The sequence below is a fragment of the Agromyces tropicus genome (assembly GCF_039531345.1).
Classification (GTDB): domain Bacteria; phylum Actinomycetota; class Actinomycetes; order Actinomycetales; family Microbacteriaceae; genus Agromyces; species Agromyces tropicus.
In genome coordinates this window covers 1,020,045-1,032,836 of record NZ_BAAAPW010000001.1, presented here as the reverse complement: position 1 = coordinate 1,032,836, position 12,792 = coordinate 1,020,045, and the positions used below count along the sequence as shown (strand labels likewise).

The window sequence follows — 12,792 nt, the reverse complement described above, 5'->3', positions numbered from 1 at the left end:
TTCGACGTCCCTCCGACCCCGTGCTAGTGTTTTCTCTTGTGCCGCGGGGTGGAGCAGTTCGGTAGCTCGCTGGGCTCATAACCCAGAGGTCGTAGGTTCAAATCCTGCCCCCGCAACCAAATCGGAAGGCCCCGGTCCAGTCGGACCGGGGCCTTTCGCATGTCCCGCTGGGGCGTGCTCGGCGCCCGCGAGGTTGCGCGAATCGACCTCGGGATCGCCCGGACCGGTCGATTCGGGCGACACCGGCACGCGCGCTAGGGGCGCGAGCGACCGAGGGCGGCGACGAGTGCGTCGAGCTGCGACTTCTGCGACTGGTCGATCGTGAGCGACATGAACGACGACATCGCGAGCAGCACCTCGTAGGTGTCCGGCTTGCCGCGTCTGCCCGGCCGGTGGGTGACGCGGATCTCCCGGTACGTCGACACGGGGTTGCGCGCCGCCTCCTGCATCCCGTTGTGCCGGAACTTGGCGACCGAGGCGCCGTCGAAGAGCAGGCGGTCGCCGTTGATTCCCTCGACCTCGATGGTGTCCATGGCTGCGCCCCTCAGAGGTGCCGACGGGCCTGCTGGCCGGTGAGGCCGTTCTCGATGCCCTCGAAGACGGCGGAGAGGTCGCCGGTGACCAGCCACTCGATCGTGGCGAGGACGGCGGCGAGGGCGAGGACGCCGAGGATGACGACGGTCGAGACCTTCGGGCGCCGCGTGCGCGGGGCGGATGTCTGCGTGCTCATGTCCGACACGCTACGGATGCGGGCACCGCGAGCTCATGAGCAACGGTTGCCCATTCTCCGCATCAGGTCGGGTTGCACGGCGCGGCAGGCACCGCTCCGCCGCGGCCCCCGTAGAGTACGGGGCATGCCCGCGGACGCGGCAACGTTCCCCGCCTGGATGACGGCGATCGCCTGGACGTCGCTCGTCATCGGCTTCGCGTGCGCCGGCTGGGTCTGGCTCGACGTGCGTCGCCGGCCGCAGCGGATGGGCGTGATGAACATCGTCTGGCCCGTGAACATGCTCTTCGGCGGCATCCTCTGGCTGCTCGTCTACCTGCGGATCGGGCGGTCGGCCGCCCGCGGCGACGATCGACCGCCGCCGCAGCGCAGCATGCGCCAGGCCGTGGCGATCAGCACGAACCACTGCGGCGCCGGGTGCACGCTCGGCGACATCGTGGGGGAGTTCCTGCTCGTGCTCGTGCCGGTGCTCGCCGTGGTCACCGGCTACGGCTGGCTCTTCCAGGAGCGGATCTTCGCGATCTGGGTCTGGGACTTCGTCTTCGCGTTCGCGATCGGCATCGCGTTCCAGTACTTCGCGATCGTGCCCATGCGCGGGCTCGGCTTCCGGGACGGCCTGAAGGCGGCCGTCACGGCGGACGCGGCATCCATCTCGGCCTGGCAGGTCGGCATGTACGGCTTCATGGCCATCGCGCAGTTCGTGCTCGCCCCGATCTGGTTCGGCGGCATGATCTCCGTGCTCACCCCCGAGTTCTGGTTCGCGATGCAGCTCGCGATGGTCATCGGCTTCTGCACGAGCTACCCCGTCAACTGGCTGCTCATCCGGGCCGGGGTCAAGGAGCGGATGTGAGGACCCTGACCCCGGTGGCGGCGATCGGAGCGCTCGGCGTGGTTTTCGGGGACATCGGGACGAGCCCGCTCTACGCCCTGAGCGCCGCGCTGGCGCCGGGCGGGAAGGTCGACACCACCCTCGTGTACGGCGTGACGTCCATGGTGGTCTGGTCGATCACGCTCGTGGTGACGGTGCTCTACGTCGGCATCCTGATGCGCTTCGACAACGACGGCGAGGGCGGGCTGCTCGCGCTGCTCGCCCAGCTGCGGCGCGCGCGGCCGACCAAGCGGATCCGCGCGCTCGCGACGTTCGTCGCGATCCTCGGCGCGGCGATGTTCCTCGGCGACAGCATGATCACGCCGGCGATCTCGGTGCTGTCCGCCGTCGAGGGCCTCACCACGATCAGCCCGGACTTCGGGTCGATCGTCGTGCCGCTCACGGTCGCGATCCTCGTCGGGCTCTTCCTCGTGCAGCGCTTCGGCACCGGGCGCATCGGCCGCGTCTTCGGCCCGATCATGCTCGCGTGGTTCCTGCTGCTCGCCGTGCTCGGGGTGGTCGCCGTGGTCCGCGGCCCGGAGGTGCTGTTCGCGCTCTCCCCGCACTGGATCCCACTGCTCGTCGCCGAGCAGCCGTGGACGGCCTTCCTCGCCCTCGGCGGCGTGGTGCTCGCCATCACAGGCGCGGAGGCGCTCTTCGCCGACATGGGGCACTTCGGGCGTCGACCGGTCACGATCGCCTGGCTCGCGATCGTCTTCCCGTGCCTGGTGCTCGCCTACCTCGGCCAGGCGGCCGCCGTGCTCGAGGCAGGGGCTGCAGGCCCCAACTCGTTCTTCCTGCTGGTGCCGGGCTGGGCGACCGTGCCGGTGGTCGTCCTCGCCACCATGGCGACGGTCATCGCGTCGCAGGCGGTCATCTCCGGGGCGTTCAGCGCGGTGCACCAAGCGGGGCGGCTGGAGCTCATCCCGTCGGTCCGCGTCATCCACACGTCGGCATCGCAGCGCGGGCAGCTCTACCTCCCCGCGGTCAACCTGCTGCTGGCGGTGGCGGTCATCGGGCTCGTCGTCGGCTTCCAGAGCTCGTCGGCGCTCGCATCCGCGTACGGCATCGCGGTCACCGTGACGCTGAGCTCGACCACGACCCTCCTGCTGCTGCTGCTGCGCGCTCGAGGACGGCTGTCGGTGCTCCGCGCCATCGGGATCCTCGCGATCCTGGCGGTGCTGCTCGCCTTCCTCGCCGCGAACCTGACCAAGGTCGTGAGCGGCGGCTGGGTGCCGCTCGGCGTCGGCGTGCTGCTGCTCGTGACCATGTGGACGTGGTGGCGGGGATCCCGGCGCATGACGATCGCGCGACGAGCGGACGAACCCCTGCTCTCCGACATGATCGACCGGATCGACGCCGCGCCCCGCGTACCGGGGACGACGGTGTACCTCGCGCGGATCAGCGACACGGCGCCGGTCGCGCTCACGACCATCCTGGATCGCTACCGGGTCCTCTCCGAGCACGTGATCGTGCTGGCGATGCGGACGACGACGTCGCCGTTCGGCGTCGAGGTCTCGAGCCGCCGGCTCGCTCGGGGGCTGACGGTCATCGACGCAGGCTTCGGGTACCGGCAACGCGTCCGGGTCGCCGATGCGCTCGCGATCGCAGCGTCCCGACCCGTCTCCGGGTTCACGTCGGCGCAGCTCGAGGACGCCACCTACGTGGTCTCGTCGGACTCGCCGGTGGCCGACGAGGAGTCGGCGCTGCCGAACTGGCAGCAGCGGCTCTTCATCGCCCTCGAGCGCGCGGAGGGCTCCGCGGTCGACCTCGCCGAGCTGCCGGCTCGCAGGACCGTCATCGTCGGGCGCGAGCTCCGCGTGTGAGGTCGGCGGACGTCCCGGCCTAGGCTGGCCCCATGCAGACGGATGCCGCGCCCCTCGCCGTCGCGGTGGCGCAGTTCGCGCCCGGCGACGACCCCGAGGCCAACCTCGCCGAGATCGAGCGCCTCGCCGCGCTCGCCGCGTCGCGCGGAGCGCGGCTGGTCGTGTTCCCCGAGTACTCCAGCTTCTTCACGCCCGAGCCGGGGCCGGCGTGGGTCGAGGCCGCGCAGCCCGTCGACGGGCCCTTCACGGCCGCCCTCGCCGCGCTCGCCGACCGGCTCGGCGTGCACCTCGTCGCGGGCATGATCGAGCGGCCCGAGGGCGAGGAGCGTCGCGTCGCCAACACCGTCGTCGCGATCGCCCCGCGTGAGGGCGTCGTCGCCACCTACCGCAAGCTGCACCTCTATGACGCCTTCGGCCAGCGCGAGAGCGAGTGGGTGGCCCCGGGCGAGATCGCCGATCCCGAGACGTTCGCGGTCGGAGGCATCCGCTTCGGCCTGCAGACCTGCTACGACGCCCGCTTCCCCGAGGTGTCGCGCCGGATCGTCGACGCCGGCGCCGATGCGATCTGCATGCCCGCCGAATGGGTGCGTGGTCCGCTGAAGGAGGCGCACTGGCGCACCCTGACCACGGCGCGCGCGATCGAGAACACCGCCTACGTGCTGGCCGCCGACCATGCGCCGCCGATCGGGGCGGGCAACAGCATGGTCGTCGACCCCATGGGCGTCGAGGCCGCCACGGTCGGCGAGCAGGCGGATGTCGCGCTCGCCTGGCTGTCGACCGATCGCATCGCCGAGGTGCGGCGCCGGAACCCCGCGCTCGCGCTGCGCCGTTTCGCGGTGACCGTCAGGGAGCCGGGGGAGTCGCGGACGCCCCGCTGAGCCCGGCGAGCCGCTCGGCGGCGGTCTCGAGCACCTCGCGGCGCTTGCAGAACGCGAAGCGCACGAGGCTGCGCACCTCGTCGCGGCGCTCCGGGTGCACGAACGCGGTGACCGGAACGCCCACGACGCCGGCGCGGTGAGGGAGCTCGCGGCAGAGCGCCTCGCCGTCGTGCTCGCCGAGCGGGGCGGCATCCGCCACCACGAAGTAGCCCGAGGCGGGCACGGAGGGTGCGAAGCCGGCGCTGCGGAGCCCGCCGACGAGCAGGTCGCGGCGTGCCGCGAGCTCGGCGGCGGCATCTGCGAAGAACCGGTCCGGCAGGTCGAGGCCGGCGGCGATCGCGGGCTGGAACGGCGCGCCGTTGACGAAGGTCAGGTACTGCTTGACCGCGAGCACCGCGGTCACGAGGTGCGCGGGACCGGTGAGCCAGCCGATCTTCCAGCCCGTGGTGTTGAAGGTCTTGCCGCCCGAGGAGATCGAGATCGTGCGCTCCCAGGCGCCGGGCCGCGTCGCGATCGGGGTGTGCACGCCGTCGAACACGAGGTGCTCGTACACCTCGTCGGTCACGATGAGCGCGTCGTGCCGGTGCGCGAGCTCGACCACGAGGTCGAGGATCTCGTCGTCGACGAGCGCTCCGGTCGGGTTGTGCGGGGAGTTCACGAGGATCACGCGCGTGCGGTCGGTCACCGCCGCGCGGAGCTCGTCGGGGTCGGGGCGCCAGTCCGGGAAGCGGAGCGGCACGGTGCGGTGGATGCCGCCGGCGCGCGCCACGACGGCGCCGTAGGCGTCGTACGACGGCTCGAACGTGACGACCTCGTCGCCGACGTCGACGAAGGCGAGCAGCGTCGCCGCGAGGGCCTCCGTCGCGCCCGCGGTGACGAGCACCTCGCGTGCGGGATCGACCTCGAGGCCGTACCACCGGTGCTCGTGACGTGCGATCGCCTCGCGCAGCACGGGCATGCCGGGCCCAGGCGGGTACTGGTTCACGCCGGTGGCGATCGCCTCGCGTGCGGCGTCGAGCACCTCGCGGGGGCCGTCCTCGTCGGGGAAGCCCTGCCCGAGGTTGATCGCGCCCGTCGCGATCGCGAGCGCGCTCATCTCGGCGAAGACGGTCGGCGCCACTCCGCCGTCGGCGGCGAGCAGGCCGGCGCCCGCAGCGGTGCGCTGCCACGGGGCGAGGGTCCGGATCGCGGTGGGGTCCACGTTCACACCGTACGTCACGGTGCGACGGCTACGCTGACTCCGGCGTCCGGGCGGTTCACGGTGGCGACATAGGTTCGCCATAGGGAGCGCCGACGCGTCGCACAGATTCGCGCGGGATGCTGGCATCCGCTGGAAGGAGCGAAGATGACCGAGACCAACACCGGCGGGCCCGAGCAGACCCCCGAGACCCGCCCCGCGCCGACGGCCGAGGGCACGGGTACCGCGGATGCCGCCGCCCAGGTCGAGCACCCCCGGACCGAGTCGTCCCACGAAGACGTGACCGCCCCCGCCGCGGAGCCCGCGCCGCAGGCCGCGCCCGTGGCGCAGCCCGCGCCCGCTGCCCCCGCCGAGCAGCCGGCCGCACCCGCAGCGCCGCCCGCCGCACCCGTGCCGCAGGCCGGTGCCCCGCAGCCCGCGCCCGCCGCCCCGCAGCCCGCTCCCGCTGCCCCGGCGCCGCCCGTCGAGGCCCCGCGCCCGACCGGCACGGTCTACGCGCCCGGGCAGGCCCCGCAGCCGTACCTCGCCGGCCAGTACCGGCACGAGCCGGCCGCCGCGCCCGCTCCGGGTCAGACCGCGCCCACGACCCCGCTCGCCGGTGCCGCCGCGGCTGCCTCCGGGCACGGCGCCACGCACGCCTCCGCCGGCGGCTCGGGCACCGTCCCGCCCGCGTTCGGCGGACCCGCGCCCGCGCAGGAGCCGGCTCCCGCGCCCGCCAAGCAGCGCCGCGTCGGCCTCGGCGTGGCGGCGGCGATCGTCGCCGCCGCGCTCATCGGCGGCGCCTCGGGTGCCGGCATCACGGCCCTGATGACCAACGACGGCGACAGCGTCGTCGAGCAGACGTCGTCGGGCACCCAGCGCATCGTCGTGAACGACGACGGCTCGGTGAACCAGGTCGCGGCGGTCGCCGCTGCGGCGAGCCCGAGCGTCGTCACCATCGAGGTCTCCGGCGGCCAGGCCGCGGGCACCGGCTCCGGCGTCATCCTCTCCGAGGACGGCTACGTCCTGACGAACACGCACGTCGTCACGCTCGACGGCGCGACCGGCGATCCGGCCATCCAGGTCAAGGACGACGACGGTCGGCTGTACAGCGCCGAGCTCATCGGCACCGACCCGCTGAGCGACCTCGCGGTCATCAAGCTCGCGGACGCGTCGGGCCTGACCCCGATCCAGTTCGCGGACTCCAGCGAGCTCAACGTGGGCGACACCGCGATCGCCATCGGCGCCCCGCTGGGCCTCTCCGGCACCGTGACCAACGGCATCGTGAGCGCCCTCAACCGGAGCATCGACGTCGAGTCGTCGGCGGCACCGGAGTCCACCCCCGACAGCGGCGAGGGCGACCAGGGCGGCAGCGGCGACAGCCCGTTCGACTTCTGGAACTTCGACGTGCCCGGCCAGCAGGGCCAGTCGTCGGGTGGCGGCCTCATCTCGATCCCGGTCATCCAGACGGATGCCGCGATCAACCCCGGCAACTCGGGCGGCGCGCTGCTCGACGGCGAGGGCAAGCTCATCGGCGTGAACGTCGCGATCCTCTCCGCGGGCGGCAGCTCGGGCGAGGCCGGCAACATCGGCGTCGGCTTCGCCGTGCCGTCGAACCTCGCGAAGCGCATCTCGAGCGAGATCATCGAGAACGGGTCGGCCACGCACGGCCTCCTCGGCGCGACCGTGACCTCGGCGCAGGCCAGCGGGTCGAGCGACGTCGTGGGCGCCCTCATCTCCGAGGTGAGCGCGGGCGGCGCGGCGGAGGCGGCCGGCCTCCAGTCCGGCGACGTGGTCACCGCGCTGAACGGGATCCCGATCACGGACCAGACCGATCTGACCGCGCAGATCCGGGCGCTCGCCGGCGGCGCGCAGGCCGAGCTGACCTACGTCCGCGACGGCCAGGAGAACACGGTCTCCGTCACGCTCGGCGCGTTCGAGGGCTGACGCCCGCTCGATCGCTCCGCACCGCTCCTCGACGGGGCCGGACCGCCACGGTCCGGCCCCGTCGTCGTGCGCGGTTGCCGCGTGCCGCAGCGACCCTCCGAGGGGGCCCGACTGCTAGGCTCGATCGACCCAGTGCACGAGTGAGGACCATGCCAGACCAGCACCATCCGGCGGACCTGTCGCCGCCGATCGGCGTCTCGTATGTCATGCCCGTGTTGAACGACGCGTCGCACGTGCGCGCGGCCGTCGAGTCGATCCTCGCGCAGGAGTACGACGGCCCCGTCGAGGTGCTCATCGCACTCGGCCCGTCCATCGACGGCACGACCGAGCTCGTGGCCGACCTCGCCGCGCGCGACGCGCGCGTCACCGTGCTCGAGAACGAGGTCGGCTCCACTCCGGCCGGCCTGAACATCGGCATCCGCGCGGCGCGGTTCCCCGTGGTGGTCCGGGTCGACTCGCACTCGATGCTGGCACCCGACTACACGCGGGTCGCGGTCGAGACCCTCGTGCGCACGGGCGCCGACAACGTGGGCGGCATCATGGACGCGCGGGGCGAGACCCCGTTCGAGCGTGCGGTCGCGCTCGCCTACACGACGCCCGTCGGCTTGGGCGGCTCGGCGTTCCACGTCGGCGGCCACGAGGGCCCCGCGGAGACCGTGTACCTCGGCGTCTTCCGCCGGAGCGCGCTCGAGCGCGTCGGGCTCTTCGACGAGGCGATCAAGCGCGGCCAGGACTGGGAGCTGAACCGTCGGCTCCGCGCCACGGGCGGCACCGTGTGGTTCACGCCCGACCTCGCGGTCACCTACCGTCCGCGGTCGAGCGTCGAGCGCCTCGCCCGCCAGATGTTCTCGACGGGCCTCTGGCGCGGCGAACTGGCCCGACGGTTCCCCGCCTCGAACGGCCTCCGGTACTTCGTGCCGCCGGCGATGGTGGTCGGCGTCGTGCTCGGCACCCTCCTCGGCATCGCCGGCATCGTGCAGGCGGCGCTCGGCCAGCCGCCGTGGCTGCTGCTGGGGTTCGCGATCCCCGCCGTCTACGTGCTCTTCGTCGTCGCCGCCGCGTTCGCCTACGCTCGGGGGCGCGGTGCGGCCACCGCGGGCTGGTTCCTGCTGGTGCTGCCGACCATCCACACGGCGTGGGGGACCGGCTTCGTGCTCGGCGTCCTGTCGCTCACGAGCAACATCGCGAAGCACACGGGAAGGTGAGCATGTCGGAGCCCATGCCGGACCGCGGGGTCCCGTCGAGCCTCGCCGAGCAGCGGGCGGTGACGCAGCCCCCCGAGGTGCGCGGCCGGCGCAACGCCGAGCACTGGACCGCGTCGCTGTACCTCCGCGACCTGTCGCCGTACCTCACGTGGGTCTTCCTGCACACGCGGATCTCGGCGAACGGCGTGACCGGCCTCATGATCCTCGTCGGCTGGTCGACGGCGGCGGCGCTGCTCATCCCCGGCATCTGGGGCGCGCTGCTGGCGGTCGTCCTCGGCCAGCTGCAGATGCTCGTCGACTGCTGCGACGGCGAGGTGGCGCGCTGGCGCCGCACCTCGAGCCCGGCGGGCGTGTTCCTCGACAAGGTCGGCCACTACACGACCGAGGCCCTCATCCCGCTCGCGCTCGGCATCCGCGCCGCCGCGTACCCGCTGGAGTTCCCGGCCGACTTCCTCTGGACGACGATCGCCGCCCTGCTCGCGCTCGTGATCGTGCTGAACAAGGCGCTGAACGACATGGTGCACGTGGCCCGGGCGAACGCCGGGCTGCCCAAGCTGGCCGACACGCACGGCGAGTCCGCCCCGCGTCCCGGCCTCGTCGCGACGCTGCGCCGACTCGCGCGCTTCGTTCCCTTCCACCGCCTGTACCACTCGGTCGAGCTCACGCTCATCGCGTTCGCGGCGGCCGTCGTCGGCCTGTTCGTCGGCCAGCCGATGGTGGACCGCGTCGTGGTCGCCGCCCTGCTCCCGCTCGCGCTGCTCGCGCTCGTCGGGCACTTCGTCGCCATCATGGCCTCGCGTCGTGTCCGCTCCTGACGTCGCCGCCACGCCGTCGCGGCCCCGCGTCGGGGTCGTCGTCCTCACGATGGGCCGGCGTCCGGTCGAGCTCGCGCGCGGCATCCGGAGCGTCCTCGACCAGCAGGGCGTCGACGTCGACGTCGTGTGCGTCGGCAACGGCTGGGACCCGGCGACGGCCGACCCGCCCCTGCCGCCGGAAGTCCGCACGCTCCACCTGCCGGAGAACCTCGGCATCCCGGCGGGACGCAACCGGGGCGTGCCCGAGGTCTCGGGCGACGTGCTGTTCTTCCTCGACGACGACGCATACCTGCCGAGCCCCGACTTCCTCGCCGACGGATGCCGCCTGCTGGCCACGCACCCCGACCTCGGGCTCGTGCAGCCGCGCGTCGTCGACCCGACGGGCCTCGCCTCGCCGCGCCGGTGGATCCCGCGCATCCGCAAGGGCGATCCGGCCCACTCGAGCGACGTGTTCTCGTGCTGGGAGGGCGCGGTGCTGCTGCCGCGGGCGGCGTTCGACGCGTCCGGAGGCTGGGCGGACCCCTTCTTCTACGCGCACGAGGGCATCGAGCTGGCGTGGCGGGTCTGGGACGCGGGCTACCGGGCGTGGTACGCGGGCGAGCTCGAGGCGGCCCACCCCGTGATCGACCCGGCGCGGCACGAGTACTACTTCCGGCTCAACGCCCGCAACCGCGTCTGGCTCGCGCGCCGGAACCTTCCCGCGATCCTGGTGCCCTGCTACGTCGGGTCGTGGACGGCGATCCAGGTGCTCCGCTGGGCCCGGCAGCCGGCCGCGCTGCGCGCGTGGTTCGGCGGATGGCGGGCCGGATGGCGCGAGGACCCGGGTCCCCGGCGCCCGATGCGGTGGCGCACCGTCGTGCGCATGGCCGTCGCCGGCCGGCCGCCCGTCGTCTGACGCCCCGTCACGGCCGGTCGCGGCCGACGGCTACCCTTGGACGGTGGGTTTGAGGAGAGACGCGCGCCGCGCCGTGAAGCTCGTGCAGAACGTGATCCGATCGCGTCGGGCGCAGCGGGAGCTGACCGAGCGATTCGCCGCCCGTCCGCCGCTCGAGCCGCACCGCTTCCGCGTGGGCGTGTACTTCGCCGACGGCAAGGTCAACCTCTACCAGCTGCGCCAGTGGTACCAGCCGCTCGCGACGCTCGCCGAGCGGCACCCGGTGCTGGTCCTCAGCCGCGCCTCGGGCGCCGCGCTCGCGCTGCTCGACGAGTCGCCGGTGCCGGTGGCGTACGTCCGCCGGGTCGCGGACCTCGAGCACGTCATCCACGACCAGGACCTGCACGTGGTGTTCTACGTCAATCAGAACGCCAAGAACTTCCAGATGATGCGGTACGGGCGCCGCTGGCACGTGTTCATCAACCACGGCGAGTCCGACAAGATGTACATGACCACGAACCAGTTCAAGGCCTACGACTACGCGCTCATCGCGGGGGACGCCGCGCGCGCCCGCCTCGAGAAGGTGCTGTGGGACTACGACTTCGACAAGCGCGCCATCCCGATCGGCCGGCCGCAGGCCGACCACTACCTCGACGGGCGGCCGCTGCCGTACCCCGACGACGACCGCGAGGTCGTGCTCTACGCCCCGACGTGGGAGGGCGACCGCGGAGCGGCGGCGTACGGCTCGATCGCCTCGCACGGCGTGGAGCTCGTGCGCGCGCTGCTGGCGACCGGCCGGCACCGCGTGATCTACCGTCCGCACCCGCGGTCGGGCGTCGTCGACCCCGACTACGACACCGCCAATCGCGAGATCGTGCGCATGATCGAGCAGGCGAACGCCGCCGACGCGGCCGCGCACCACGTCTTCGACCAGGGCAAGGAGCTCGGCTGGCAGCTCGCGGCGGCCGACGTCGCCATCGTCGACATCTCGGCGATGGTCTACGACCGGCTGGCCGCCGGCAGGCCGTTGCTCATCACTCGGCCGGTCAGCCCGGACGCGCAGATCGACACCGGCGGCTACCTGTCGGCGTGCGAGTGGCTCGACGCCGGCGATGGTGCGACGATGCTCGCCCGCGTCGACGAGGTCGCGCACGATCCGCAGGCCCTCGAGCGGCTCGGCTACTGGGTCGAGCGGTACTTCGGCGACACCACCCCGGGCGTCACGACGGAGCGGTTCCACGCCGCCGTCGACCACCTGATGGCGGAGTGGGAGCGCTTCGCGGCGCTGCACGCGACCGACCCCGAGGTCGACGACCACGACGCCGAGGGCGAGGCCGCCGAGCAGTCGGACGAGATCGAGGTCGACTGACTCAGGCCGCCGGCGGCGCCTGACCGGTGTCGCCCGCGACGTCGGCGTCGGGGCCCACCGCGTCGGCTGCGGCATCCGTCGTCGCAGGGCGGTCGTCCTCGGGCGCGTCGATGCGGTCGTCGCCGGCCTCGAGGCGGTCGGGACCCGCCGTGTCGTCCGGGTCGTCGCGCCGGCGCCGGGTGAGGGCCCGTCCGGCCGTGCGGATGCCGCGGCTCGTCGCCGACGCGAGCGCGACGCCCACCGACGCGCTGCGCCGCATGCCGCGCACGATGGCCGGGTCGCCCGGCTCCCTCGGCTCCAGCTCGGCGGGCAGCATCGACGGCGCCGGGCCGAAGCCGAGCCGGGCGTGCTGGAGCACGCGTCGGCCGAGGATGTGGTTGCCGGCACCGCCGATCGCGGCGCCGATGCCGAACGGGATGGCGCGGCCGATGATGCCCGCGCCGCCGCGCACCGCGAACTGCTTGATGAAGACGTGCCGGAGCCGGTCGACGACGGTCGACATGATCGCCTTGGGGAGCCCGGTCGTGATGACCTCGCCCCAGTACGCATTGCGGCTGACCCCGCCGCCGGTGGCCTGGGCGGCGAACTGGCGCACCAGGTCGACGCCCTCGCGGCCCATCATGAGGGTCATCACGAGCGCCCGTGCCCGGTCGGGGTTCTCGATGTGCAGTCCGTGCACCTCGGCGACGGATTGGGCGAACAGCGCGGTGGCCTCGAGGAACCCGGCGGTCTCGACGCCGGAGAGGGCGAGCGTCACCCCGGTCCCGATGCCGGGGACGACGGCGGTCGCGCCGACGGCCGCACCGCCCGTGGTGACGGCGGTGAGGTAGCGGCGTTCGAGCACGCGGACCAGTTCGGCCGGCGAGGCGTTCGGGTGGGCGCGACGGATGCCCCTGAGATGGGCGACCACGATGGGACGCTGGATCGACAGCAGCCGGTCGAGCCCTCGCTCGAGGCCGACGGCCCGCTCGGTGGGATCGGGGCCCGGCGGTGGATCCGGCGGCGCGTCCGGGCCGGGCGGCGGCGCCTCGAGGGGCCCAGCGGGGCCCATCGAGGTGATCCGGTGCACGCGTTCCGACATGCCGACGATCCTAGGCGGCCCTCCT

General features: G+C 73.2%; 12 protein-coding genes and 1 tRNA gene. 9 read left to right on the top strand and 4 right to left on the bottom strand.

The genetic code is table 11. The annotated features are described in order from the left end of the window. The first annotated feature begins 42 nt into the window (after nucleotides 1-42). Nucleotides 43-119: transfer RNA gene (locus ABD230_RS04725), tRNA-Met, on the top strand. Between the two features lie 135 nt (nucleotides 120-254). On the opposite strand, the gene ABD230_RS04720 is transcribed toward ABD230_RS04725, so the two are convergent. Then, complete coding sequence (locus ABD230_RS04720) at nucleotides 255-533, bottom strand: hypothetical protein (RefSeq protein WP_344369816.1); 279 nt, start codon at nucleotides 531-533, stop codon at nucleotides 255-257. Nucleotides 534-544: 11 nt separating this feature from the next. Next, a complete protein-coding gene (locus ABD230_RS04715; RefSeq protein WP_344369814.1) occupies nucleotides 545-730 on the bottom strand; it encodes a hypothetical protein in 186 nt (61 codons plus the stop codon). A 124-nt stretch (nucleotides 731-854) separates the two neighbouring features. Here ABD230_RS04715 and ABD230_RS04710 point away from each other — a divergent pair, with 124 nt between their 5' ends. From ABD230_RS04710 to ABD230_RS04700, 3 genes are read left to right on the top strand one after another with little or no spacing between them, the layout of a single operon-like run. Continuing rightward, nucleotides 855-1,577, top strand: a complete 723-nt coding sequence (locus ABD230_RS04710; RefSeq protein ID WP_344369812.1) for a DUF4396 domain-containing protein — start codon at nucleotides 855-857, stop codon at nucleotides 1,575-1,577. Next, a complete protein-coding gene (locus ABD230_RS04705; protein WP_344369810.1) occupies nucleotides 1,574-3,421 on the top strand; it encodes a KUP/HAK/KT family potassium transporter in 1,848 nt (615 codons plus the stop codon). Before ABD230_RS04710 ends, ABD230_RS04705 begins: the two co-directional genes overlap by 4 nt. Nucleotides 3,422-3,453: 32 nt before the next feature. Next, nucleotides 3,454-4,299, top strand: coding sequence for a carbon-nitrogen hydrolase family protein (locus ABD230_RS04700; protein WP_344369809.1), 846 nt, complete (start codon nucleotides 3,454-3,456; stop codon nucleotides 4,297-4,299). Here the strand turns inward: ABD230_RS04700 and ABD230_RS04695 are convergent. Beyond that, nucleotides 4,265-5,485 (bottom strand): aminotransferase class I/II-fold pyridoxal phosphate-dependent enzyme, encoded by a 1,221-nt coding sequence (locus tag ABD230_RS04695; protein ID WP_425546191.1) that lies wholly within the window; start codon nucleotides 5,483-5,485, stop codon nucleotides 4,265-4,267. The two genes, ABD230_RS04700 and ABD230_RS04695, sit on opposite strands and share 35 nt — an antisense overlap. A gap of 159 nt (nucleotides 5,486-5,644) precedes the next feature. Between ABD230_RS04695 and ABD230_RS04690 the strand changes: the two genes are divergently transcribed. The 5 genes from ABD230_RS04690 (at nucleotide 5,645) to ABD230_RS04670 (ending at nucleotide 11,686) form a co-directional block, all read left to right on the top strand. Continuing rightward, nucleotides 5,645-7,423, top strand: a complete 1,779-nt coding sequence (locus tag ABD230_RS04690) for a S1C family serine protease (protein WP_344369806.1) — start codon at nucleotides 5,645-5,647, stop codon at nucleotides 7,421-7,423. Between the two features lie 149 nt (nucleotides 7,424-7,572). Next, a complete protein-coding gene (locus ABD230_RS04685) occupies nucleotides 7,573-8,628 on the top strand; it encodes a glycosyltransferase family 2 protein (protein ID WP_344369805.1) in 1,056 nt (351 codons plus the stop codon). A 2-nt stretch (nucleotides 8,629-8,630) separates the two neighbouring features. Beyond that, nucleotides 8,631-9,443, top strand: a complete 813-nt coding sequence (locus ABD230_RS04680; protein WP_344369804.1) for a CDP-alcohol phosphatidyltransferase family protein — start codon at nucleotides 8,631-8,633, stop codon at nucleotides 9,441-9,443. Between the two features lie 49 nt (nucleotides 9,444-9,492). Beyond that, the gene (locus ABD230_RS04675) at nucleotides 9,493-10,338 is read left to right on the top strand and encodes a glycosyltransferase family 2 protein (protein ID WP_425546190.1); all 846 of its coding nucleotides are present in this window, start codon (nucleotides 9,493-9,495) and stop codon (nucleotides 10,336-10,338) included. A gap of 43 nt (nucleotides 10,339-10,381) precedes the next feature. Beyond that, nucleotides 10,382-11,686 carry a CDP-glycerol glycerophosphotransferase family protein gene (locus ABD230_RS04670; protein WP_344369802.1) on the top strand — a complete coding sequence of 435 codons (1,305 nt, stop codon included), beginning with the start codon at nucleotides 10,382-10,384 and terminating at the stop codon, nucleotides 11,684-11,686. Nucleotide 11,687: 1 nt separating this feature from the next. Here the strand turns inward: ABD230_RS04670 and ABD230_RS04665 are convergent, their stop codons facing one another. Continuing rightward, a complete protein-coding gene (locus tag ABD230_RS04665) occupies nucleotides 11,688-12,767 on the bottom strand; it encodes a hypothetical protein (protein ID WP_344369801.1) in 1,080 nt (359 codons plus the stop codon). Nucleotides 12,768-12,792 lie beyond the last annotated feature (25 nt).